The sequence below is a fragment of the Mumia quercus genome (assembly GCF_025506335.1).
In the GTDB taxonomy this organism is placed as follows: Bacteria; Actinomycetota; Actinomycetes; order Propionibacteriales; family Nocardioidaceae; genus Mumia; species Mumia quercus.
In genome coordinates this window covers 1-22,892 of sequence record NZ_JANZYO010000003.1, presented here as the reverse complement: position 1 = coordinate 22,892, position 22,892 = coordinate 1, and the positions used below count along the sequence as shown (strand labels likewise).

The 22,892-nt window shown below is 72.3% G+C and carries 26 protein-coding genes; 10 read left to right on the top strand and 16 right to left on the bottom strand.

Annotation, left to right across the window (positions count from 1 at the left end):
- The first annotated feature begins 123 nt into the window (after positions 1–123).
- The gene (locus NYZ95_RS06725; RefSeq protein ID WP_262850010.1) at positions 124–1,029 is read left to right on the top strand and encodes a putative endonuclease domain-containing protein; all 906 of its coding nucleotides are present in this window, start codon (positions 124–126) and stop codon (positions 1,027–1,029) included.
- Positions 1,030–1,127: 98 nt separating this feature from the next.
- Here the strand turns inward: NYZ95_RS06725 and purL are convergent, their stop codons facing one another.
- A complete protein-coding gene (gene purL / locus NYZ95_RS06720; RefSeq protein WP_262850008.1) occupies positions 1,128–3,419 on the bottom strand; it encodes a phosphoribosylformylglycinamidine synthase subunit PurL in 2,292 nt (763 codons plus the stop codon).
- 3 nt (positions 3,420–3,422) lie between these two features.
- Positions 3,423–3,764: a cupin domain-containing protein gene (locus tag NYZ95_RS06715; RefSeq protein WP_262850006.1), complete on the bottom strand. Its 342-nt coding sequence runs from the start codon at positions 3,762–3,764 to the stop codon at positions 3,423–3,425.
- A gap of 65 nt (positions 3,765–3,829) precedes the next feature.
- Between NYZ95_RS06715 and NYZ95_RS06710 the strand changes: the two genes are divergently transcribed.
- Complete coding sequence (locus NYZ95_RS06710; RefSeq protein ID WP_262850004.1) at positions 3,830–4,981, top strand: GNAT family N-acetyltransferase; 1,152 nt, start codon at positions 3,830–3,832, stop codon at positions 4,979–4,981.
- A 9-nt stretch (positions 4,982–4,990) separates the two neighbouring features.
- Here the strand turns inward: NYZ95_RS06710 and NYZ95_RS06705 are convergent, their stop codons facing one another.
- The 6 genes from NYZ95_RS06705 to NYZ95_RS06680 form a co-directional block, all read right to left on the bottom strand.
- Positions 4,991–5,836: a siderophore-interacting protein gene (locus NYZ95_RS06705; RefSeq protein WP_262850002.1), complete on the bottom strand. Its 846-nt coding sequence runs from the start codon at positions 5,834–5,836 to the stop codon at positions 4,991–4,993.
- 47 nt (positions 5,837–5,883) lie between these two features.
- Positions 5,884–6,300 carry a VOC family protein gene (locus tag NYZ95_RS06700; RefSeq protein WP_262850000.1) on the bottom strand — a complete coding sequence of 139 codons (417 nt, stop codon included), beginning with the start codon at positions 6,298–6,300 and terminating at the stop codon, positions 5,884–5,886.
- A gap of 25 nt (positions 6,301–6,325) precedes the next feature.
- Complete coding sequence (locus tag NYZ95_RS06695) at positions 6,326–7,546, bottom strand: Nramp family divalent metal transporter (RefSeq protein WP_372500456.1); 1,221 nt, start codon at positions 7,544–7,546, stop codon at positions 6,326–6,328.
- Between the two features lie 44 nt (positions 7,547–7,590).
- Positions 7,591–8,085 carry a hypothetical protein gene (locus tag NYZ95_RS06690; protein WP_262849998.1) on the bottom strand — a complete coding sequence of 165 codons (495 nt, stop codon included), beginning with the start codon at positions 8,083–8,085 and terminating at the stop codon, positions 7,591–7,593.
- Positions 8,082–8,501 (bottom strand): hypothetical protein, encoded by a 420-nt coding sequence (locus tag NYZ95_RS06685; protein WP_262849997.1) that lies wholly within the window; start codon positions 8,499–8,501, stop codon positions 8,082–8,084. The genes NYZ95_RS06690 and NYZ95_RS06685 overlap by 4 nt, the downstream gene beginning before the upstream one ends.
- Positions 8,502–8,600: 99 nt before the next feature.
- Positions 8,601–8,903, bottom strand: a complete 303-nt coding sequence (locus NYZ95_RS06680) for a GNAT family N-acetyltransferase (protein WP_262849995.1) — start codon at positions 8,901–8,903, stop codon at positions 8,601–8,603.
- Between the two features lie 21 nt (positions 8,904–8,924).
- Here NYZ95_RS06680 and NYZ95_RS06675 point away from each other — a divergent pair, with 21 nt between their 5' ends.
- Together NYZ95_RS06675 and NYZ95_RS06670 are read left to right on the top strand one after the other, a co-directional pair.
- The gene (locus tag NYZ95_RS06675) at positions 8,925–9,554 is read left to right on the top strand and encodes an ABC transporter ATP-binding protein (RefSeq protein WP_372500455.1); all 630 of its coding nucleotides are present in this window, start codon (positions 8,925–8,927) and stop codon (positions 9,552–9,554) included.
- A 95-nt stretch (positions 9,555–9,649) separates the two neighbouring features.
- Positions 9,650–11,035, top strand: a complete 1,386-nt coding sequence (locus tag NYZ95_RS06670; RefSeq protein ID WP_262849993.1) for a DUF6297 family protein — start codon at positions 9,650–9,652, stop codon at positions 11,033–11,035.
- Here the strand turns inward: NYZ95_RS06670 and purQ are convergent.
- The 6 genes from purQ to NYZ95_RS06640 form a co-directional block, all read right to left on the bottom strand.
- A complete protein-coding gene (purQ, locus tag NYZ95_RS06665; RefSeq protein ID WP_262849991.1) occupies positions 11,013–11,684 on the bottom strand; it encodes a phosphoribosylformylglycinamidine synthase subunit PurQ in 672 nt (223 codons plus the stop codon). The two genes, NYZ95_RS06670 and purQ, sit on opposite strands and share 23 nt — an antisense overlap.
- On the bottom strand, positions 11,681–11,953 hold the full coding sequence (purS, locus tag NYZ95_RS06660) for a phosphoribosylformylglycinamidine synthase subunit PurS (protein ID WP_262849989.1): 273 nt from the start codon (positions 11,951–11,953) through the stop codon (positions 11,681–11,683). The genes purQ and purS overlap by 4 nt, the downstream gene beginning before the upstream one ends.
- A 72-nt stretch (positions 11,954–12,025) precedes the next feature.
- On the bottom strand, positions 12,026–13,576 hold the full coding sequence (locus tag NYZ95_RS06655; RefSeq protein ID WP_262849988.1) for a long-chain-fatty-acid--CoA ligase: 1,551 nt from the start codon (positions 13,574–13,576) through the stop codon (positions 12,026–12,028).
- 90 nt (positions 13,577–13,666) lie between these two features.
- On the bottom strand, positions 13,667–14,536 hold the full coding sequence (locus tag NYZ95_RS06650) for a phosphoribosylaminoimidazolesuccinocarboxamide synthase (RefSeq protein WP_262849986.1): 870 nt from the start codon (positions 14,534–14,536) through the stop codon (positions 13,667–13,669).
- Positions 14,537–14,546: 10 nt separating this feature from the next.
- Positions 14,547–15,689, bottom strand: a complete 1,143-nt coding sequence (locus NYZ95_RS06645) for a serine hydrolase domain-containing protein (RefSeq protein WP_262849984.1) — start codon at positions 15,687–15,689, stop codon at positions 14,547–14,549.
- A 65-nt stretch (positions 15,690–15,754) separates the two neighbouring features.
- Positions 15,755–16,696: a helix-turn-helix transcriptional regulator gene (locus tag NYZ95_RS06640; protein WP_262849982.1), complete on the bottom strand. Its 942-nt coding sequence runs from the start codon at positions 16,694–16,696 to the stop codon at positions 15,755–15,757.
- 62 nt (positions 16,697–16,758) lie between these two features.
- On the opposite strand from NYZ95_RS06640, the gene NYZ95_RS06635 reads away from it, so the two are divergent.
- Both NYZ95_RS06635 and NYZ95_RS06630 read left to right on the top strand, forming a co-directional pair.
- Positions 16,759–17,772, top strand: coding sequence for an ABC transporter ATP-binding protein (locus NYZ95_RS06635; RefSeq protein ID WP_308212227.1), 1,014 nt, complete (start codon positions 16,759–16,761; stop codon positions 17,770–17,772).
- Positions 17,769–18,590: an ABC transporter permease gene (locus NYZ95_RS06630; protein ID WP_262849980.1), complete on the top strand. Its 822-nt coding sequence runs from the start codon at positions 17,769–17,771 to the stop codon at positions 18,588–18,590. Before NYZ95_RS06635 ends, NYZ95_RS06630 begins: the two co-directional genes overlap by 4 nt.
- A gap of 34 nt (positions 18,591–18,624) precedes the next feature.
- Here NYZ95_RS06630 and NYZ95_RS06625 read toward each other — a convergent pair whose 3' ends face one another.
- The gene (locus NYZ95_RS06625; protein ID WP_262849978.1) at positions 18,625–19,131 is read right to left on the bottom strand and encodes a COG4315 family predicted lipoprotein; all 507 of its coding nucleotides are present in this window, start codon (positions 19,129–19,131) and stop codon (positions 18,625–18,627) included.
- Between the two features lie 127 nt (positions 19,132–19,258).
- Between NYZ95_RS06625 and NYZ95_RS06620 the strand changes: the two genes are divergently transcribed.
- Together NYZ95_RS06620 and NYZ95_RS06615 are read left to right on the top strand one after the other, a co-directional pair.
- The gene (locus NYZ95_RS06620) at positions 19,259–19,792 is read left to right on the top strand and encodes a sigma-70 family RNA polymerase sigma factor (protein ID WP_262849976.1); all 534 of its coding nucleotides are present in this window, start codon (positions 19,259–19,261) and stop codon (positions 19,790–19,792) included.
- Complete coding sequence (locus NYZ95_RS06615) at positions 19,789–20,472, top strand: anti-sigma factor family protein (protein ID WP_262849974.1); 684 nt, start codon at positions 19,789–19,791, stop codon at positions 20,470–20,472. The genes NYZ95_RS06620 and NYZ95_RS06615 overlap by 4 nt, the downstream gene beginning before the upstream one ends.
- Before the next feature lie 7 nt (positions 20,473–20,479).
- On the opposite strand, the gene purB is transcribed toward NYZ95_RS06615, so the two are convergent.
- A complete protein-coding gene (purB, locus tag NYZ95_RS06610; protein WP_443677471.1) occupies positions 20,480–21,901 on the bottom strand; it encodes an adenylosuccinate lyase in 1,422 nt (473 codons plus the stop codon).
- 91 nt (positions 21,902–21,992) lie between these two features.
- Here purB and NYZ95_RS06605 point away from each other — a divergent pair, with 91 nt between their 5' ends.
- Together NYZ95_RS06605 and NYZ95_RS06600 are read left to right on the top strand one after the other, a co-directional pair.
- Complete coding sequence (locus tag NYZ95_RS06605) at positions 21,993–22,469, top strand: hypothetical protein (protein ID WP_262849970.1); 477 nt, start codon at positions 21,993–21,995, stop codon at positions 22,467–22,469.
- Positions 22,466–22,753 carry a transcriptional regulator gene (locus NYZ95_RS06600; protein WP_262849968.1) on the top strand — a complete coding sequence of 96 codons (288 nt, stop codon included), beginning with the start codon at positions 22,466–22,468 and terminating at the stop codon, positions 22,751–22,753. Before NYZ95_RS06605 ends, NYZ95_RS06600 begins: the two co-directional genes overlap by 4 nt.
- Positions 22,754–22,892: the final 139 nt, after the last annotated feature.

Genomic DNA, 22,892 nt, shown 5'->3' with positions numbered 1-22,892 from the left:
CGTAGGCGGCGCCGCCGCACAGGATGGTGCGGGTTTGGTGCTCATATCCGGCACCAAACCCGCACGTTGTGTCCTGTGGACGGCACGACGCGTCCGCGCCGCCGTCCGTAGCACGCTGGGGCGATGCATCCGTGGGAGGAGCTCTGCGCCCGCCAGTCCGGAGTGGTCGCACGGCGACAGCTGTGCGACCACGGGCTCCGCCCGCACGAGATCAGGCGTCTGCTCAAGCAGCGCCACCTGAGTCTGCTGTTCGCAGGCGTGTACGTCGATCACACCGGCGCACCGACGTGGCAGCAGCAGGCATGGGGCGCAGTGCTGTACGCGTGGCCGGCGGCGCTGGCGGGACGATCCGCGATCCGCGCCGCCGAAAGGGTCCACCTCAACTCCACCGCTCCCGACGTCATCGAGATCGCTGTCGACCGCCGACGCGAGATCGTCGAGCTGCCAGGCCTGCGGGTGACGCGCCGCACGACGTTCGACTCGATGGTGTCGTGGAACCGCTCGCCGCCTCGGCTCCGGTACGAGGAGGCCGTGCTCGACGTCGCGGCGGCCGAGGGCGACGAGGTCGATGCCGTGGCGACGCTCGCGCAGGCGTGCGCGAACCGGCGCACCACGGCGTCGCGCCTCCTGTCCGTCATGCACCGGCGCACGCGGATCCGCAGGCGCCGGTGGCTCCAGTCCGTTCTCGGCGACATCGCCTCGGGCACCCAGTCGGTGCTCGAGCACGGATATCTGCGTCGCGTCGAACGCCCGCACGGCTTGCCCGCACCACGTCGGCAGCTCGCGGCCGCAGGGAGCGACGGCAAGGTCTACCGCGACGCGGACCTCGGCGTGCTCGTCGTCGAGCTCGACGGTCGCCTCTACCACGAGTCCGCGCAGAAGCGGGACGCCGATCTGGAACGCGACCTGGACGTCCTCGGTGAAGGGCGCCCGACCGCCCGTCTCGGATGGGGCCAGGTCTTCCGCAGGCCGTGCCGCACGGCGGTGAAGCTTGCCCGCATCCTGCGATGCGTACGGGTGGGAGGGTGACGTGCGCCCGTGCGCGTCACCCGACTGCGCGGTGCGCCGTACATGATCGTGCGGGTTTGGTGCTGGATATGAGCACCAAACCCGCACGATCAGCGCACTCAGGCTCCCATGACCGCCGGGATCGTGGCTGTCCAGACCTCGCGCAGCTCGGCGACGGCCACCGTGAACTGGCCGTCGACCGTCAGGTCCGCGCCGCCGGTCGTCCCGATCCGCGCCACCGGCACCCCGTACGAGGCGGCGAGGGCGGTGAACGCGTCGAGGTTCTCCGGAGCGACCGCCACCAGCGCCCGCGCCGTCGACTCGGAGAAGAGCCCGACGAACGGATCCTCCTCGAGGGCGACCGTGGCGCCGACGCCGTTGCGCATCGACGCCTCGGCGAGCGCGATCGCGAGCCCGCCGTCCGACAGGTCGTGCGCGGCGGTGGCGAGGCCCTGCTTGGCGACGTCGACCATGAGGTCGGCGAGCGCCTTCTCCGCGGCGAGGTCGACCTGCGGCGGGAGACCGCCGAGGTGGTCGTGGACGACCTGCGACCACGCGGAGCCGTCGAGCTCGTCGCGAGTCGTGCCGAGGACGAGCACCGCGTCACCGTCAGAGGCGAAGCCCTGCTTGACGCGCTTGGTGACGTCCTCGACGACACCGAGCACGCCGACGACCGGGGTCGGGAGGATCGCGGTCTCCCCCGTCTGGTTGTAGAACGACACGTTGCCGCCGGTGACCGGGATCCCGAGCACCTCGCACGCGTCCTTCAGACCCGAGGTGGCCTGCTCGAACTGCCACATCACCGCAGGGTCCTCGGGCGAGCCGAAGTTGAGGCAGTCGGTGACCGCCAGCGGGAGGGCGCCCGAGACGCCCACGTTGCGGTACGACTCGGCGAGTGCCAGCTGTGCACCCGCGTACGGGTCGAGCTTGGCGAAGCGCCCGTTGCAGTCGGTCGAGACGGCGACACCGAGGTTGGTCTCGTCGTCGATCCGGACCACGCCGGCGTCCTCGGGCTGCGCCAGGACGGTGTTGCCGCGGACGTAACGGTCGTACTGGTCGGTGACCCACGACTTGTCGGCCTGGTTCGGCGAGGCGAGCACCTGCAGCAGCGTCTCCCGCAGCGCGTCACCGCTCTGCGGGCGCGCGAGCGACGCGGTCGTGTCGGCCTGCAGCGCGTCCTGCCACTCCGGCCGCGCGTACGGCCGGTGGTAGACGGGGCCGTCGTGCGCGACCGAGCGCGGCGGCACGTCGACGACCGTCTCGCCGTGCCAGTCGATGACCAGCCGCCCGGTCGTGGTGACCTCGCCGACCACGGTCGCCTCGACGTCCCACTTCTCGCAGATGTCCATGAACGCGTCGAGGTGCTGCGGCTCGACGACCGCCATCATCCGCTCCTGCGACTCGCTCATGAGGATCTCCTCCGGCGAGAGGGTGGAGTCGCGCAGCGGCACGGTGTCGAGCTCGACGTGCATCCCGCCGTCACCGGCACTGGCCAGCTCGCTCGTCGCGCACGAGAGGCCGGCGCCGCCGAGATCCTGGATGCCGGCGACGACACCGGCGTCGAAGAGCTCGAGCGTGCACTCGATGAGCAGCTTCTCCATGAACGGGTCGCCGACCTGGACGCTGGGGCGCTTGGCGGGGCCGTCAGCGTCGAAGGTCTCCGACGCCAGCACCGAGACACCGCCGATGCCGTCACCACCGGTACGCGCGCCGTACAGGACGACCTTGTTGCCCTCGCCCGAGGCGTGGGCGGTGTGCAGCTGCTCGTGGCGCAGGACGCCGACGCAGAGCGCGTTGACGAGCGGGTTGCCGAGGTAGGTCTCGTCGAAGACGACCTCGCCGCCGATGTTCGGGAGGCCGAGGCAGTTGCCGTAACCGCCGACACCGGCCACGATGCCCGGCATCACGCGCTTGGTGTCCGGGGCGTCGAGCGGGCCGAAGCGCAGCGGGTCCATCACGGCGACCGGACGTGCGCCCATCGCGAGGATGTCGCGGACGATACCGCCGACGCCGGTGGCCGCACCCTGGTACGGCTCGACGTAGCTGGGGTGGTTGTGAGACTCGACCTTGAAGGTGACGGCATAGCCCTGGCCGACGTCGATCACGCCGGCGTTCTCGCCGATGCCGGCGAGGGTCTTGCCGAGCGGCGTCTCCTGCGGGAGCTCACCGAACTTCTTGAGGTGGACCTTGCTCGACTTGTACGAGCAATGCTCGCTCCACATCACCGAGTACATCGCGAGCTCGGCGCCGGTCGGGCGGCGACCCAGGATCTCGCGGATCCGCTCGTACTCGTCGGGCTTGAGTCCCAGCTCCGCCCACGGCAGCTCCCGGTCGGGAGTGGCGGTGGCGTGCTCGACGGTGTCGAGGCGGGTCTTGGCGGTCGGTGCGGTGGCGGCGGGCGCGTCGGTCACGGCTCAAGGGTAGTCGCCGCCGCCAGCGGCCTCCTCAAGCCATTCGGTCTCGAACGTGTCGCTGGCGTGGACGTGGGTGGCGCGGTAGCCGCCCGGGAGGACCCGGAACTTGTGCGGGGTGTCGGGCGGGACCACGATCACCTGGCCGGCCCTCCCGACCAGCTCTTCGCCGTCGACGGTGAAGAGCGCGCTCCCGGCGTGGATCACGAAGGTCTCGGCGTAAGGGTGCTGATGCAGCCGGGGGCCGCTCCCCTCCACGTCGGTGTCCTCCTGGATGAGCGAGATGCCGGCGCCGTACGCCGCACCTTCGAGGTTCTCGGTGGTGGTGACGTCGATCACATGCATACGGGTGACGCTACCGCGCAAAACTCCTTCGCCCGGCGTGCGCTCGAGCGGTTAGGTTCGACCGCGTGGAGATCCGTGACCTTGCGCTCGACGACCTGGACGCTGCGCTCGACGTCCGTTCCCGCTCCTTTGGTCCGCTGTCGTTGGCCGACGTCGACCAGTGGAAGGCGATGGTCACGCGCGCCGTGGCTGCGGGCCGCCAGCTCGCGGCGTACGACGGCGGGGTGGTCGTCGCGACCGCCCGGATCAACGCGTTCGGCCAGTGGTGGGGCGGCCGGCGGCTGCCGATGGCGGGCATCGGCGGCGTGGTTGTCGCCCCCGAGCACCGCGGCTCCGGGGTGGGCGTCGCTCTCATGGAGGCCGTCGTCGCACGCGCCCGTTCGCTCGGCTTCATGCTGTCTGCCCTCTACCCGGCGACCGTCGCACCGTACCGACGCACCGGCTACGAGCTCGCCGGCGTACGGCGCGTGGTCGACCTCTCCACGGACGCCCTCCGCCGGCTGCCCGGCCCCGACGTCGCCCTGCGGCGCGGCGGAGCCGGGGACGCAGAGGAGGTGGTGCGTCTGCTCGCCGCCCCCGTGCGCTCGCGGCGCGACAGCGGCCCCTTCGACTGGGAGCCGGCCGAGGTGGCGGTCGACCTCGAGGACGACGAGGTGCTGACCTACCTCGGGGACGACGGCGCCCTCTCGTACGGGTTCGCCGGCGACCGCTTCCAGGTGCACGCGATCGGCGCCGCCTCCCCGGAAACGCTGCGTGCCCTGTGGCGGCTCGTCGGCTCGGGCTCGTCCGTCCGGGCCACGACGCGGGTCGCGCTCGGTCCGACGGACCCGTTGCTGTGGATGCTGTCGGACAACGAGCTGTCGGTGACGTCCACCCAGTGGTGGATGCTCCGGCTGCTCGACCCGGCGGCGGCGGTCGCGGAGCGCGGCTTCCCAGTGGGCCTCTCGCTCGAGGTTCCGGTCTCGCTGACCGACCCGCTCGACCGCGAGGCCTCCGGCGCGTACGTCCTGGCGGTCTCCGGAGGGCGCGGTGTGCTGCGGCGGACGGAGGTGCCGGGAGGGGTGACGCTCGGACCTCGGGGCATGGCCGCGATGTTCGCGGGGACGCCGGTCGCCACCCTGCGGGCCACCGGGCTGGCCGAGGGCGGGGAGCCGTCCGACGACGCCCTGCTCGACGCCGCGTTCGCCGCGACGCCGTTCATGACCGACTACTTCTGAGGCCGGCGCTCAGACCTTGGGCTGGCTCGCCTTCCAGGCACGGAAGCCCTCTTCGGTCTCACCGCGGCGCCAGTAGCCCGACAGCGAGAGTCGCTCGCGCGGCACCTCGCGCTCGGTGAGCAGGTACGACCGGAGCTGCTTGAGGAGCCCGGCCTCGCCGTGGATGAACACCTGCGGCGACCCCGGTGGCCACTCGTGCGCGCGGACCGCGTCGGCGATCAGCGTCGTGCTCCCCGGAGCCGCGCCGTTGCGGTGGAGCCAGGTGAGCGTCACGTCGGCCTCGCTGACGACCGGCTGCTCGTCGGCAGGCCCGTCGACCTCCACGTACGCGTGGACCCGCGCGCCGGCTGGCATCGCCTCGAGCGCCGCCTGGATGGCGGGCAGGGCGGCCTCGTCGCCCGCGACGAGGTGCCAGGGCGCACCCGGGTCAGGGGCGTAGGCGCCACCGGGGCCCATCACGTGCAGGGTGTCGCCGACGCGGGCGGCCGCGGCCCACGGCCCCGCGACGCCCGAGTCGCCGTGCAGGACGAAGTCGATCGTGATGCGCCCGTGCTCCAGGTCGATCGCCCGGAGCGTGTACGTGCGGACCGTCGGCTGCGCCTCTGCGGGGTACGTCTCCTTGACGAAGTCGAGGTCGAGCGGATCGGGGTAGTCGAACCCGTCGACGAGGAAGACGAGCTTGACGTAGGAGTCGGAGAAGCCGCCGAACTTGCGGGCGAACTCGTCGAACTGGTGGCTGGAGAACACCACGCGCTGCATGTGCCGCGTGAGGCGGTCGCTGGAGGCGACCTCGAACCGGAGGGGGGTACGACGGCCCCGGGTTGCAGAAGACTCGGGTTGCGCCGTGATGCTCATATCAGGCCACCCTAACGGGAGACGTCAAGAGCTGACGCCGCCCTCGCTCACGGGAGGAGGTCCTGGCCGATCGGCCCGGGGTTGTAGGCGACCTCCCACGCGAACCCGTCGGGATCGACGAAGTAGCCGCTGTACCCGCCCCACTCGCGCTCGGTGCCCGTCGACCGTACGGTCGCTCCTGCGGCGGCCGCCTCCTCGAGGACCTCGTCGACGTCGGCGGGCGACGCGACGTTGTGCGCCAACGTCAACGGCGCGAACCCCTCGCCCGTCGCGATCGGGCCCACCTCTGCCTCGAAGGCCGCCCGGTCCCAGAGGGAGAGGACGAGGCGCTCGCCGACACGGATCATGAGGACGTCGCCGGGGACGTACAGGCTCTCCTGCCACCCCAGGCCCTCGACGAAGAACGCGCGGCTCCGGGCGACGTCGGCGACAGCGAGCGTGAGGAAGCTGAGGCGCTGGTCCATGCCCGCAGCATAGAGCGGCGCACGTTCAGCTGAAGGTCAGGACGAGGAGCGCCAGGTTGAGCGCGATCACGAGCCCGGCGATGACCGCGGCGAGGGTGGTGGTCACGGTCCGGTTGACCCACTCCCCCATCACCGAGCGTCGGGCGGTGAGCCACAGCAGCGGCACGAGGGCGAACGGGATCCCGACGGACAGCACGACCTGCGAGACCACCAGCGCCCATGACGGCTCCACCCCCAGCGCCAGCACCACGAGCGCAGGGATCACCGTCACGATCCGGCGCAGCATCAGCGGGACACGGCGCCGCAGCAGGCCGTGCATGACCTCGGCACCGGCCGCGCAGCCGACCGACGTCGACGCGAGCCCCGACCCGAGCAGCGCCACTGCGAACAGCAGCGCCACACCGGCGCCCAGCTCGGAGGTCAGGAGCGCGTGCACGCCGTCGAGCGTGTCGGTGCCCTCCTTGCCCGCCAGGCTCGTCGCCGCGGTGAGGAGGAGGGCGAGGTTGAGCGTGCCGGCGACCAGGAGGGCGACGACCACGTCGACGCGCGTGGCCCCGAGCAGCTCCGCGACCGTACGTCGCTGGCCGCGGACGCCCAGGCGGCCGGCCGTGAGTCCGGAGTGGAGGTAGATGACGTGCGGCATCACCGTGGCGCCGATGATCGCCGACGACAGGAGCAGGCTCTCGGTCCCGTCGAACTGCGGAACGAGCCCGTCGGCGACGGCGCCCGCGTCAGGCGGCGCGACGAAGAGTCCGGCCGTGAACCCGGCGGCGATGAGCAGCAGGAACCCGATCACGACCCGCTCGAGGACGCTCTGCCCGAACCGGTCGCCGATGCGCAGGACCACCATCGAGACCAGCACGGTCACGACCGCGCCGATCAGCAGCGGCAGGTCGAAGAGCAGCGACAGGGCGACAGCACCGCCGACCACCTCGGCGACGTCGGTGGCGATGGCGACGCCCTCGGCCTGCAGCCAGTACGCGATGCGCGCGGGACGCGGCAGCTTCTCCCCCATGTGCGAGGCCAGGGACTGCCCGGTGACGATGCCGAGCTTGGCCGACAGGTACTGGACGATCACGGCCATCGCGTTGGCGAGGACGACGACCCAGACCAGGGTGTAACCGAAGGTCGCGCCCGCGGTGACGTTGGTCGCCACGTTGCCCGGGTCGACGTACGCGACGGCGGCGACGAAGGCCGGGCCGAGCAGGCTGACACTGCGAGGAAGTCGGGGTGCGCGCACGAACACGCCCCCCAGCATGGACCACCGCCGCCTCGGACGCGACGGTCAGGTCAGACCACGACGTACCAGGCACCGCCGGCGCGCACGAGGACGAAAACGGCGTTGCGCATGCCGACCGGCGCGTCCACGAGGTGGCGCGGCTCGACCGTCGCGTTGCCGCCCTCGACACGGGCCCCACGGACCGAGACGTCGCGGTATCCCTCCAGCACACGCGGGTCGAGGTCGTTCATCAGCCGCTCCAGCGCCTTCTCGCAACGCTTGAGGGCGTGGTCGGTGCGGATGGGCAGGCCGTCCGGGGCGGCGACGGCGCATGCCGCTCCCACGTCACCTTCCCCGAGCGCGTGCAGGAGCATCTCGACGCTGCGCGCCGGAGTCGACGGCACGTCGACCGTCGTCTGCGCGTGCGACCCACGGGCGCCGACCGTCCCCAGTCCCGACATCAGGCTCACCACCCCGGTCAGCGCGATCCCCGCCACGAGGGCGGCGATCAGCAGCGCACGTCTGCGGGCCGGTCTCTCCCGGTGCCGGGGCGGAGCGTCGGTCATGACGTCGTCACCACCACGTACCAGAGGTCATCGATCCGGACGAGCTCGAACGCCCCCTCGGCGAAGGCCGGCGGGATCCGCGGAATCCGCGTGCCCGGGATCTCCGCGGTCTTGCCCTCGGCGGGCACGTCCGGGACCGTGGCCTGCCGCAGGGCCTGCACGTCTGCGGGACGCAGCCCTTCGACGAAGACGCGCATCGTCGTCACGCACTCGTCAAGATCGCCGTCGTCGACCGGAGCGCCGTCCTGCACCGTGATGCGGCAGGCGTCCTCGTACTCGCGGTTGCCCATCGCGACCAGCATCCGCTCGAGGCTCTCCCCGGGCTCGTCAGCCGGTCCTTTGCCGGATCCCCCGACGAGACTGAGCGCGGCGATCACCGACAGCGTGAGCGACCACGTCAGGAGCTTGGCGACCATCGAGCGGATCCTCCCCGAGTACCGAATCTTTCCTTCGTCACGGGGGGTGACACGATCCTCACCCTAGAGCGGGTGAGGCGCTACTCGAGGGCGCGGCCGTCAGCGCTCGAGGACGAGAGCCTCGTACTCGTCGTGCTTCTGCACGTACGAGGCGACGTAAGGGCAGGTCGGGACGACCTTCCACCCCTTGGCACGGATGTCGTCGAGGGCGGCTCGGGCGAGGACGGAGGCCAGCCCCTGCCCGCTCAGCTCGGGGCGCACCTCGGTGTGGACGAGCTGGCGTACGCCTGGCCGCGGGTCGCGGTAGACGATCGATCCGCTGAGCTCACCGTCCACGGTGAGGTCGTAGCGCTGCTCGTCCGTGTTGTCGACGACCTCGATGCGGCGGGAGTCCTCGCTCATGGCGTCCACCATACTGACGTCGTGGCGCTCCTGGAGGTACGCGGTCTGCGACGCCGGTACGCCGACGTCGACGTCGTGAGCGGCCTCGACCTCGACGTCGGCGCGGGGCAGGCGCTCGCGCTGGTGGGCAGCAACGGCAGCGGCAAGTCGACCGTCCTGCGCTGCGTGACCGGCGCCGACACGCCCACCGAGGGGACAGTCACCTGGGACGGCGAGCCGTTGGACGAGCGCAAGGCGGGCGTCCGGGCTGCGCTGGCGACCGTGATGGACGACCTCGACCACTTCCCCGATCTCAGCGTCGTCGAGCACCTCGACCTCTTCGCGCGGGCGCACCGGGTCCCCGACGCCGAGGCGGTCGTCGACGACGTCCTCCGCGACGTCGGCCTCGTCGCCCAGGCGAGCCAGCTCCCGGGCACGCTCTCCTCGGGCCAGCGGCGCCGCTTCGCGCTCGCGAGCGCGTTCGTCCGCCCGCGACGGCTGCTGGTCCTGGACGAGCCGGAGCAGCGCCTCGACACCGAGGGCGTCGCCTGGCTCGCCGGTCGGCTCCAGCGCGAGAAGGCGGACGGCACCGCGATCCTCATGGCCAGCCACGAGCCGGCGCTCGTCGAGGCCGTCGCCGACCAGGTGCTCACGCTCGGGACCTCCCGCTGAGCCGGGCAGAGATCCGGGCGCTCCGGGCAGAGATCCGCCACTGGCGGCGCGGACGGGCCTCCGTACGCCTGGTCGACGCGCTCCAGGACGCCTACGTGGCCGTGTTCGCGACGGTCATGCTCGGCGGGATGTTCGTGAACGCCGTCGTCCAGGCCGGCGCGGTGACCGACCGACTGTGCGCGTCGGCGGCGTGCAGCGACGCACGCAGCCTCGTCCCGTGGCTCGTCGCCGGAGCGTCCCTGCTCGCGGTCGTCGGGGCCTCGCGCCTGTTCGGCCCCGTCTACGTGACCCCGGCGGACGCGACCTGGCTCGTGTCCAGCCCGCTCGACCGGGCGGCGCTGCTACGACCTCGGCTCGCGCGGGTCCTGCTGACGACGCTGCTCGTGACCTGCGCCGCGACCGGTGTCGGAGTCCTCCTGGCCGGCGCCTCGCGCGGGGAAGGCCTGGCGTTCACGGCGACCGCGGCGCTGCTCGCCTCGGTGGTCGCCGCCACGTGCGCGTACGCCCAGGAGCACGACCGCCGCAGCCTCGTGGCGGGGGCCCAGTGGGTGCTCGTCGTCGTCCTCTGGGCGGCGGTCGCGGCGGTGGCCGTCGGCGAGGCGCCCTCGGTGCCCCTGCTCCCGGTGGGAGGACCCGTCACGGTGGTCGTGGTGGTCGCAGCTGCTGCGGCGGCGGTCCTCGGCAGCATCGCCGCCTGGCGGCACCTGGGGAGGCTCCGCCGTCGCGACGTCGCCGGCGGCGGCGAGCTGGCCCCCGGGCTGTCCGGTGCGCTCGCGACGCTCGACCTCGCGCTCGCCTACGACGTCGTGCTCGCCCACCGCTGGCGCGACCGCGGCGCGGTGCGGTCGGGACGCGGAGGCCCCGGCGGCGCCCTGGCGCTCCTGACGAGCGAGCTGCGACGGCTCCGGCGCAGCCCTCACCGGCTCGTCGTGCTCGCGGGGACCGTCGTCGTCCCGTACGCGGCGGCGGCAGCGGGCACCGGACGGTTCGTCGTGCTCGTGGCCGCGGCGGCAGGGTTCGCGGCCTGCCTCCCGCTGCTCAGCGGCCTGCGCGTCGTCTCCCGCGGGCCGTCGGTCGCGAGGGCGCTGCCGTTCTCCAGCGCCCTCGCCCAGGTGATGACGGCGGCACTGCCGACGCTGGCCGCGCTGGCGTACGGGGCCGCGACGACGGCGGCCATGAGGGAGGGCGACGCCGACCCTGGCGCCGCCCTCGCCTGCGGTCTGGCGGTCGGCGCAGCGGCGGCCGCGTCGGGCGTGCGATGGACGACCCGGCGTCCGCCCGACTACACCAGGCCGCTGATCGCGACGCCCGCCGGAGCGGTCCCGACCAACCTGTACGGGAGCATCATCGCGGGCTTCGACGTCCTGCTGCTCACCGTGACGCCGATGCTCCTCGCGCCCGACGTACGCGGAGCGACCGTGTCGCTCCTGCTCAGCGTCGGCGTGTGGGCCTACCTGGTCAGCCGGCCACCAGCGCGTTGAGCACGGAGGTGAAGAACGGGAGCCCGTCGGTGCCGGGCCCGCACAGGTCCTCGACCGCGTGCTCCGGGTGCGGCATGAGACCGACGACGTTGCCGCGCTCGTTGGTGATGCCGGCGATGTCGCGCATGGAGCCGTTCGGGTTGTCCTCGAGGTAGCGGGCGACGACGCGGCCCTCGCCCTCGAGCAGGTCGAGCGTGAGCTCGTCGGCGACGAAGCCGCCCTCGCCGTTCTTGAGCGGGATCACGATCTCGTCGCCCGCCTCGTACCCGTTGGTCCAGGCGGTGGCGGCGTTGTCGATGCGCAGGCGCTGGTCTCGGCAGACGAACTTGCGGTGGTCGTTGCGGATCAGCGCGCCGGGAAGCAGGTGGGACTCGCAGAGGATCTGGAAGCCGTTGCAGATGCCGAGGACGGGCATGCCGCCGTTCGCGGCGTCCACGACCTCCCGCATCACCGGCGCGAACCGGGCGATCGCCCCGCAGCGCAGGTAGTCGCCGTACGAGAAGCCGCCGGGGAGGATGACGGCGTCGACGGACTTGAGCGCGTGGTCGCCGTGCCACAGCGCGACGGGCTCGGCGCCGGCCAGACGGACGGCCCGCTGGGCGTCGACGTCGTCGAGCGACCCCGGGAAGGTGACGACCCCGACCTTCATGCGCCCAGGCCCTCGTCGGCCACCGGCTCCTCGACGCGGACGGCGAAGTCCTCGATCACCGGGTTCGACAGCAGGGTCTCGGCGAGCGTACGGATCTCGGCGAGACGCTCCTCGGTGATCTCGCCCTCGACCTCGAGCTCGAAGCGCTTGCCCTGTCGGACGTCGGCGACTCCGCCGAAGCCGAGCCGGTCGAGCGCGCCATGGACGGCCTTGCCCTGGGGGTCGAGGATCTCCGGCTTGGGCATGACGTCGACGACGACACGAGCCACGGTGGCACTCCTTGGGAGGCGGGACGGGATTCCGGGGGCGAGTCTACCCGCCCCCGGAAGCCGCCTTCGCGCTCAGATCTCGCGCTTGAGGATCTTGCCGGTGGCCGTCATCGGGAGCTCGTCACGGAACTCGACGATGCGCGGGTACTTGTAGGCCGCCATCTGCTCCTTGGCCCACGCGACCAGCTCCTCCTCGGTGGTCTCGTCGCCGGGGTTCTTGATGACGACGGCCTTGACCTCCTCGCCGTGGCTGTCGTGCGGGACCCCGACGACCGCGACCAGCGACACCGCCGGGTGGGTCATCAGGACCTCCTCCAGCTCGCGCGGGTACACGTTGAAGCCGCCGCGGATGATCATGTCCTTGGCGCGGTCGACGATGTAGTAGAAGCCGTCCTCGTCCTTACGGGCGAGGTCGCCCGACCGGAACCACCCGTCCTTGATGACCTCGGCGGTCGCTTCGGGGCGGTTGTAGTAGCCCTTCATGATGTTCGGGCCCTTGATCGCGATCTCACCGATCTCGCCGACCTCGGTGACCTCCTTCCACTCCGGGTCGATGAGCTTCATCTCGACGTCCGGGATCGGCGTGCCGATCGAGCCCGGCCGCGGCTCGGCACCCGGGGGCGCGAAGCTGGCGACGGGCGAGGTCTCCGACAGGCCGTAGCCCTCGCGGATGTCGACGCCGAAGCGTGCCTTGAACTCGCGGATGATCTCGACCGGCAGCGAGGACCCGCCGGCGGCGGCGACGCGCAGGTTGTCGGCGATCTGCGACGCCTCGACGCCGCTGCCCTCGAGTGCCCCGAGCAGGCCCCAGTACATCGTCGGGACACCGGCGAAGAAGGTGACCTTCTCGCGGACGAGCAGCTGGAGCGCGGCGCCCGCCTCGAAGCGCGGCAGCATCACGATCGTGCCGCCGAAGGCGAAAGCGCCGTTCTGGATGACGGTCTGCCCGAAGGAGTGGAACAGCGGCAGGACGCAAAGATACGTGTCGGGGTTGGCCGCGTCGGCGCCGAAGAGCCGGTCGCCGACGAGGGCGTTGCTGCGCATGTTGGCGTGGGTCAGCTCCGCGCCCTTGGGCTGCCCGGTCGTCCCGCTGGTGTAGAGGATGACGGCGGTGTCGTCGTCGGCGGTCTCGACCGTGTCGAACGTGGGCGGCTGGTTCGCCACCGCGGACGCGAACGTCTCGGCACCCTCGATCGGCGACGGCGCGGTGGGGTCGACCGTGATGAGGAAGAAGTTGTCGCACTCGGCGGCGTCGTTGAAGCCCTTCCACGACTCGGCGCCGATGGGGAGCTCCGCGGTGCCCTCGAACGCGAACAGGGCACGCGCGTCGGAGTCGTCGAGGTAGTACGTCACCTCGCGCGCCTTGTTGAGCACGTTGAGCGGCACGACCGTCGCTCCGGCCTTGAGGATGCCGTAGTAGACGATCGAGAAGTACGGGACGTTCGGAGCCGAGAGCGCGACCTTGTCGCCGTGCCCGATGCCGCGCGAGGCCAGCAGGTTGGCCACCTGGTTGGCGGCGCCGTCGACCTGCGCATAGCTGAGGCGCAGGTCACCGAAGACGATCGCCGTCCGCTCGGGGTACTGGGCGGCGGAGTGGTCGAGGAAGGAAGCCAGGTTGCTCACCGGGTGCTCCTATTCTACTGGCGAGTACGTCGCCCAAGAGTGACACGGACCACGTGACGCAGGTCGCACCGGGTCATCGCGTCGCGGCCGTCAGAACGTCGACCCGGTCAGCGTCTCGTACGCCTCGACGTACCGCGCCCGGGTCCGCGCCACGATGTCGTCCGGCAGCCGCGGCGGCGGCGTGTCCGAGGCGCGGTCCCACCCCGACTCCGGCGACGTCAACCAGTCGCGGACGAACTGCTTGTCGTACGACGGCTGGGCGTGGCCGGGCTCCCACTGGTCGGCCGGCCAGAAGCGAGACGAGTCGGGCGTGAGCAGCTCGTCGGCGAGCACCAGCGTGCCGTCGGGCCGCAGGCCGATCTCGATCTTGGTGTCGGCGACGATGATGCCCCGCTCGCGCGCGATCGCCTCCCCGCGGGCGTACACCTCGAGCGTGAGGTCGCGCAGGCGGGCCGCAAGGTCCTCGCCGACGAGGCCGACCACGTCCTCGTACGAGATCGGCTCGTCGTGGCCGCCGTACGCGGCCTTGGTGCTCGGCGTGAAGATCGGCTCGGGCAGCCGCGAGCCGTCGGTCAGGCCGTCCGGGAGGGCGAGGCCCGAGACGACGCCGGTCGCGCGATAGTCGGCGAGGCCCGACCCGGTGAGGTAGCCGCGCGCGATGCACTCGACCTGCACCATGTCGAGCCGCTCGACCTCGATGGCCCGCCCGGCGACGACGTCGGGGACGTCGGTCGACACGACGTGGTTCGGAGCGACGTCGCTCAGCTGGTCGAACCACCACAGCGACATCCGGGTGAGGATCTCGCCCTTGTCCGGGATCGGCGGGTCGAGCGCGTGGTCGTACGCCGAGATCCGGTCGCTGGCGACCATGAGGAGGTTGCCGTTCGGCAGCTCGTACAGGTCGCGGACCTTGCCGGAGTAGACGTGGGTGGCTCCGGGGACGTCGTACGGCGCGCTCACCTGGCCGAGTCTAGGCGTCGAGGCAGGCGTACAACGTGCGCACGTAGCCCTCGCCGCGGTGCGAGCCGAGCAGCCCGTTGCTCATCCGGTTCATCGCGTAGGTCGCGGTCACGTGCCGGTCGAGGTCGTTCACCACGAACGAGCCGCCCCACCCTCCCCAGTGGCAGATCCGGCCATCAGGGAGGTACGGCTGCGTGGCCGGGTCGACGAGGGCGTAGCCGATCCCCCACCGCAGCGGCGCCCCGAGCACGAGGTCGGGGCCGTTCACCTGCTCGTCGAAGATGAGGTCGAGCGTGCTCGGGCCGAGCAGCTTGTGCCCGCCCGCGGCCACGCCGCCGTTGCTGACCGCGGACTGGATCGTCGCCAGCGCGCGGGCGTTGCCGTGGCCGTTCGCGCCGCCGATGTCGGCCGCGCGCCACTCGTCCGACAGCGCGACCGTGGCGTGCAGCAGCGGCCCGCCGAGGGTCTGCATCGCGAGCGGCCCGGGCTCGACTCCGGGCGGCATCTCGACACCCGTCGGGGCGATGATCGGGCTCACCCGGTCGTACGCGTCGGCGGGCAGGCCGATCGTGAAGTCGGCGCCGAGCGGACCCGCGATCTCCTCGGCGACGAACTGCTTGAGGGAGCGACCGGTGACCCGCCGCACGACCTCGCCGACCAGGTGCCCGTAGTTGATCGCGTGGTATCCCGACGCTGTCCCCGGCTCCCACCACGGCGCCTGGGTAGCGAACCGCGCCGCAGCGGTCTCGGCGTCGAAGAGCTCTTCGACGGCGCACGGCTGCTCGAGCGCCGGCACCCCTGAGGTGTGCGCGAGCAGGTGGCGCACCTCGACGTGCGACTTGCCGTTTGCGGCGAACTCCGGCCAGTACGCGGCGACCTTCTCGTACACGTCGAGGTCTCCGCGGTCGTGCAGCATCAGGGCGGCGAGCGCCGTGACCGTCTTGGTGCACGACCAGACGTTCGTGACGGTGTCCTCGCGCCACGGCGTCGTCCGCTCCGCGTCGGCGTGCCCGCCCCAGACGTCGACGACCATGCGGCCGCCCTGCGCGACCGCGAGCGAGGCACCCACCTCGTCTCCGGAGTCGACCCGCCGCGCGAGCTCGTCGACCAGCGGCGCGAAGCGGTCGTCGTACGTGCCGTGGATCTCGGTCATGGGGCTCCTCCGCGTGCGACTAAGCGTCCGCTTACCCTGCCAGGAGCGCGCCGCCGTGTCGAGGCCTAACCGGCCAGCAGGCGCCCTGCGCGTCCCAGGTGCTCGGCGAGCGCGGGCGGCTCGGCCTGCTCGTACGGGGCGCCCACGGAGGCGAGCACGAACACCACCCAGTCGAACGTGTCCACGCTCATCGTGACGCGGCACCGCGCGTCGCCGTCGGCCTCGACCGTCCCCCACCAGCGCACGGCCCCCACGACCTTCTCCGCCGGCGCGTGCACCACGAACGACACGTCCGTGGTGGGACGCAGCGCGGCGATCTTCTCGTTGACGTACATCGCGGCGTCCGGGGCGGGCAGCTCGCGCTGGCGGAACCGGACGCCGGTCGAGCGGGGCTCGGACATCCGGTCGACGCGGAACGTACGCCAGTCGCCGCGGCCGAGGTCGTACGCGACGAGGTACCAACGACGGCCGAGCGAGACGAGGCGGTGCGGCTCGACCGTACGGCGCGAGCGCTCGCCGTCGGCGCGGTGGTAGACGAGCTCGAGGCGTTCGTCGTCGCGGCAGGTCTGGGCGAGCACCGACAGCAGCACCGCGTCGACGGACGGGCCGTACATCGGCCCTCGGTCGGTGTAGTCCTGCAACGCCTTCACGCGTCGACGTAGCCGTGGCGGCATCACCTGGACGATCTTGCTCAGCGCCCGCACCGCGGCGTCGTCGAAGGCGCTCGCCCCCGTGCCCGCCGAGGACTGCAGCCCCACCGCGATCGCGACCGCCTCGTCGTCGGAGACCAGCAGCGGAGGCAGCGAGGCGCCGGCCTGCAGCTGGTAGCCGCCGGCGGTCCCGCGGGTCGCGTCCACGGGATAGCCGAGGGTCCGCAGCCGGTCGACGTCGCGGCGCAGGGTGCGCTCGCTGACGTCGAGCCGCTCGGCGAGCTCGGGCCCCGTCCAGTAGCGGTGCGTCTGGAGCAGGGACAGCAGTCGCAGCATGCGTTCGCTCGATCCAGCCATGCCCTCAGACTAAGGCGGGATTCAGGACAGGATCTGACCGGAAGCTACGAGAGCGTTGATCCATGGACACGATGATCGAGACCCGGGGACTCACCAAGGAGTTCCGTTCCGGCAAGAAGACCGTCACGGCGGTCAAGGACCTCGACCTCCACATCGCCACCGGCGAGATGGTCGCGCTGCTCGGCCCGAACGGCGCCGGCAAGTCGACGGCGCTGCGGATGCTGACGACCCTGCTCGCACCGACGTCGGGGTCGGCGTACGTGGCCGGCTACGACGTGACGAGCGACCAGCACGCGGTGCGGCGGGCGATCGGCTACATCGGCCAGGGCAACAGCGCCGGCCACGCGCAGCGGGTGAATGACGAGCTGGTCGCCAGCGGGCGGGCGTACGGCCTGTCACGCGCCGGGTCGCGTGCGCGTGCCGACGAGCTGCTGGAGTCGCTCGGCCTGACCGAGCAGGCGACGCAGAAGGTCATGACCCTCTCGGGCGGGCAGCGTCGCCGGCTCGACATCGCGATGGGCCTCATCCACTCCCCCGGCCTGCTGTTCCTCGACGAGCCGTCGACGGGACTCGACCCGCAGAACCGCGCGAACCTCCAGCAGCACGTCGTCGACCTGCGCCGCAAGCACGGCGCGACGGTCGTGCTGACCACCCACTACCTCGAGGAGGCCGACAGCCTGGCGGAGCGGATCGTCGTCATCGACCACGGCCAGGTGGTCGCCGACGACTCACCGGCCGCGCTCAAGTCACGGCATGCCGGAGACCGGATCGCCCTGACCTTCGCCGGACCCGACGAGGCCGCCCGCGCAGCGCAGCGCGCGGCAGCCGCGCACCCGGCGGCGCAGGTGGTCCAGGACGGCACGGCCGTGGACGTCCAGGTCGCGGGCGGCGCCGCCATGGTGACCGGCTTCCTCGCCGACCTCGCCAGCTCCGGCCTCGCCCCCGCGACGGTCGAGGTCGCCCGCCCGACGCTCGACGACGTCTTCCTCGCCCTCACCGGCCGCAGCCTGCGCGAGGGCCGCACCGACATCCGCACCGACGCCCGTACCGACATCACCGAGGAGGTGGCGGCATGACCGCCCTCGACACCCCCACCCGTACCAACCCGGCCCCGGCCGCGGCCGGCCCGACGACCAGCCGACCGACCGGTCAGCTCCACGACATCGGGCTCGTCTTCGGCCGCGAGCTGCGTCCCGTGGCCCGAGACCCGTTCTCGGTCGTCTTCGGTCTCATCCAGCCGCTGTTCTTCCTCGGGCTGTTCACCCCGCTGCTGGTCGCGTCCTCCGGGCAGTCGACGGCCGACACGCTGCAGTGGTTCGTCCCAGGCGTCATCGTGATGCTGTCGCTGTTCGGCACGTCGACGACCGGCGCCAACCTCCAGGTCGAGATGCAGACCGGCTCGCACGAGCGGACGCTGGTCAGCCCGCTGTCGCGCTCGTCGCTGATGATCGGTCGCGCGCTCAAGGAGATCGTCCCGGCGCTCGTGCAGGCGCTGGTGATCATCGGCGTGGCGATCCCGTTCGGCTTCCGCCCGGACGCCGCCGGGCTGGTCGTCGGCCTCACGGTGCTGGCGGTGTTCTGCGTCGGCCTCGGCGCGCTGTCGTACGCGCTGGCGCTCGCGGTGAAGGAGAACCAGTGGGCGTTCTGGGCCGTGCAGCAGACGCTGCTCTTCCCGGTGATGCTGCTCGCCGGGATCCTGCTGCCGCTGGAAGGGGCGCCGGGCTGGCTCGAGGTCGCGTCGAGGCTCAACCCGCTGACGTACGTCGTGGACGCGGAGCGCGCCCTGGTCGCCGGGACCTGGGACGGGGACGCGGTCGCGGGCGCCGCCGCCGCCCTCCTCACCTGCGTCGTGGGGCTCTTCGTCGGCGCGAAGACGATGCGCGCCAGCAGCTGACCGGGCGCCGTACGGATCGTCGGGGGCGGCCGCGTCAGTAGCCGTAGCCGCCCCCACCGCCGCCGCTCAGGTCGCTCGTGATCGCCTGGCCGGACGGCTGGACCAACCACCACTTCGCGCCGAAGCCGTCGCTGCCCTGGCCGGACACGTCGGAGCCCTGGTCCTCGACGTAGTAGTACAGCGGGTGCCCGTCGTACGTCACCTGCGTCGCGCCGTCGGCCCGCGAGGTCGTCCCGAGCGCCTGCGACTTGGCCGCTCCCTCGCTCGTCGACCCGCCGTCGGTCAGCAACGGCGGCCACGCGTCCGCGCACGGGCCCGTGCACGTGGACTCGGCCCCTGTGTCGGCGACCCACAGGTAGAGCGCGCGCCCGTCCGCGTCCGTCAGGTACGTCTCTCCACCGCGGTCACGCGTCCCCACCGCGGCGGCGCCGTCGGCCGTCGTCGGCGGCGGCCCGGAGGCCTCACCGTCTCCGCCCGACCCGCACCCTGCCAGCAGCACGAGCGCCCCGAGGACGCCCGCCATCCCTCGTACGACTCCCATGCCCTCACCACGAGAGGGACGCGGGCCCGGTTCACCGTGACCGACGACGCCGGGCGGGCGGACAATCGAGTGAACCGGGAGGCGCCCGGTCTCGTGTCATGGACATGCCCGTTCAGGGGTGGAGGCGATGAGCTCGCCCGCGACGACGAGCGCGGACGAGGCGCTCCTGCGCGCCCTGTACGACGCGCACGCCGCCGCGCTGTGGTCGTACACCGTGCGCCTGCTCGACGGGGACGCCGCCCGGGCACAGGACGTCGTCCAGGAGACGCTGGTGCGCGCGTGGCGCCACCCGGACGTGCTCGACCCCTCGCGCGGCTCACCTCGCCCCTGGCTGTTCACGGTCGCGCGGCACCTCGTGGTCGACCAGCGGCGCTCGGCAGCGCAACGGCACGAGACCGTGACCGACGAGCTGCCCGAGGAAGCGCCGCCGGACCACCGCGGGGCCGACGAGCAGGTCCTCGACCGGCAGGTCGTCGTCGACGCGCTCCGGACGCTGTCGGACGACCACCGAGAGGTCCTGCTCGAGACCTACTACCGCGGCGCCTCCGTCGCGCAGGCCGCCGCTCGCCTCGGAATCCCGGAGGGGACGGTCAAGTCCCGGACCCATCACGCCCTGCACGCCCTGCGCCGGGCGCTCGAGAGCAGCGGAGGCCCCCCGTGAGCGACCCGTACGGCACCAGCGACGCGGCCTACGTGCTCGGGGTGCTCGACGACGCCGACCGCGCGGCGTACGAGCGCCATCTGCTCGGTTGCACCGCCTGCCGTGAGCGGGTGGCCGCGCTGCGGCCGCTGGGACCTGCCCTCGCCCGGACGAGCGTGGAGGACCTCACCGTACGACCGGCTCTTCCGCCGGTGCCCGACACGCTGCTGCCCGCCCTGGTGCGCCGGGTGCGAGCCCAGCGGCGGCGTCGGCGGCTGGTGCTCGGGGGCGCGACGGCGGCGGTGGCGGCGGGCGCGCTCGCCGTCGTCGTCGCGGTGGGGCCGGGCTCGACGCCGCCGACCGACACGGCGAGCCCGGGCCCGTCCACCGCCCTCACGGCGCTCGTGGACGTGCCGGTGCAGGCGAGCGCCACCCTGAGCGAGGAGCCGTGGGGCACGGAGGTCGTCCTGGACTGCCGGTACGGCGCCCGCGGCGGGTACGGCAGCGCGGGCCAGGCCACGACGTACGGCCTCCGCGTCGTCGACGTGGACGGACGGGCGTACCCGCTCGGGACCTGGTCGATCCGCCCCGGCGAGTCGATGACGTTCCGCGGCGGCGTCGCCGTTCCCCCGGACCGCATCGACGTCGTCGAGGTCGTGCGACCGGGCGGCGAGGCGGTCCTGCGGCTCGACCGCGGCTGAGGAGCCGCTACAGGATGTCGCCGGGCGCGTACGCAGCGGCGGCGGGGTGCCGCTCGACCAGCGCGGCGACCTTCGCGACCACGGTCTCGACCTGCGGCACCGCGGCACCGGTGAACGACAGCGGCTCGGCGACCAGCGCCTCGAGGTCGGTCTGGGTGAGGCCCAGGCGAGGGTCGGCCGCGAGGCGGGCGAACAGGTCGTTGTCGTTCGCCCCCTTCTCGCGCATCTCCAGCGCGACGGCGACGGCGTGCTCCTTGATCGCCTCGTGCGCCGCCTCGCGCCCGACCCCGTGGCGGACCGCCGCCATCAGCATCTTGGTCGTGGCGAGGAACGGCAGGTAGCGGTCGAGCTCGCGCTGCACCACCGCCGGGAAGGCACCGAACTCGTCGAGCACCGTCAGGAACGTCTCGAACAGGCCGTCGGCGGCGTAGAAGGCGTCCGGCAGCGCGACCCGGCGGACGACGGAGTCGGAGACGTCGCCCTCGTTCCACTGGTCGCCGGCGAGCTCGCCGATCATCGACAGGTAGCCGCGCAGGACGACGGCGAGCCCGTTGACGCGTTCACAGGAGCGGGAGTTCATCTTGTGCGGCATCGCCGAGGAGCCGACCTGCCCGGGCTTGAACCCTTCCGTCACGAGCTCGTTGCCCGCCATGAGGCGCACGGTGGTGGCGAGGTTCGACGGGCCGGCGACCAGCTGCACCAGCGCGCTGACGGCGTCGAAGTCGAGCGAGCGCGGGTAGACCTGGCCGACCGAGGTGAGCACGTTCTCGAACCCGAGGTGCGCGGCGACGCGGCTCTCCAGGGTCGCCAGCGCCTCACGGTCGCCGCCGAGGAGGTCGAGCTGGTCCTGCGCGGTGCCGACGGGGCCCTTGATGCCGCGCATCGGGTAGCGCGCGATCAGATCCTCCAACCGCGACACGGCTACCAGCATCTCGTCGGCGACGGTCGCGAAGCGCTTGCCGAGCGTGGTCGTCTGCGCGGGGACGTTGTGGCTGCGCCCCGCCATCACGAGCGCCTCGTACTCGCTCGCGCGGGCCGCCAGCCGCGCCAGCGCTGCGACGGCCCGGTCGCGGACGAGGGCGAGCGAGGAGCGGACCTGGAGCTGCTCGACGTTCTCGGTGAGGTCGCGCGACGTCATGCCCTTGTGGATGTGCTCGTGGCCGGCGAGCGCGTTGAACTCCTCGATCCGCGCCTTGACGTCGTGGCGGGTGACGCGCTCGCGCGCGGCGATGGAGTCGAGGTCGACCTGGTCGACGACGGCCTCGTACGCCTCGATGACGCCGTCGGGCGTGTCGATGCCGAGGTCGCGCTGCGCCTCCAGGACGGCGATCCACAGGCGGCGTTCGAGCACGATCTTGTGCTCGGGCGACCAGAGGCGGACCATCTCGGGCGAGGCGTAGCGGAGCGCGAGCACGTTCGGAGTCGTCACGCCCCCCATTCTCCCAGGTGGGCCCGGAGGGGGCGGAACCGATCTCACTTTCCACTTGCACAAGTGGAAAGTTGAGCGATATGTTTCCGTCATGGAAAGTGATGTCGAGATCCGCGCCCAGCTTCGCGAGCTCGAGCGCGCCGAGGCCGCGCCGTACGTCGACAACCCGCCCACGCCCCGGTGGTTCGTCCCCACCGCCGCCCTCTGGGCTGCCGCCCTCGCCGCCCTCGTCCGGCTCAGCCGCAGCGACGCTCTGCCCGCACAGATCGCCGCCGTGGTCGGCATCCTCGCGCTCGCGTCGCTGATCGGCGTCTACGTCGGCTGGTACCAGCGCTACCACGGGGCGATGCCCTCGATGCGCGGCCGCAAGCCGGTCGAGGTCCGCCGCGTCATGAGGGGCTACCTCGCCGGAGCGGCGCTCGTGCTGGCGGTGAACGCGGCCGTGGTCGCGGTCGCTCCCTGGTGGGCCTGCGCGGCGGTCGCGTTCGTCACTGCCGGGACCGGGCTGTGGTGGTACGAGCACGCCTACGCGCGTGCCGCCGCCGCGACCAGGGACCGGCTCGCGTGAGCCTCGCCGACCTCGACCCGGTGATCCACGCCCCGAAGCGGCTCGCCGCCATGGCGGTCCTCACCAGCTCCGACCACGTCACGTTCCGGTTCCTCGTGGAGCACCTCGGACTCAGCGAGTCGGACCTGTCGAAGCAGATGTCCGCGCTGGAGTCCGCCGGGTACGTGAAGGTCCACAAGAGCGGTCGCGGGCGCGGCTCGACCACCTCGTACGCGCTCACGTCGGCCGGGAGGACCGCCTACCGCCGCTACCGCGCGGCGCTCCACGACCTCCTCGGCGAGTGAGGCAGGACTAGATGTGATGTCCAGGCAGGTTGGTCGAGGAACTGTGACGACACTGTCTGATGTCGTAGATGGGTGAAGGCCTCCCGGTGTGGAGTGGAGCTGTCTAAGGAACCGCTCCCCACCAAGGAGGCCTTCGTGT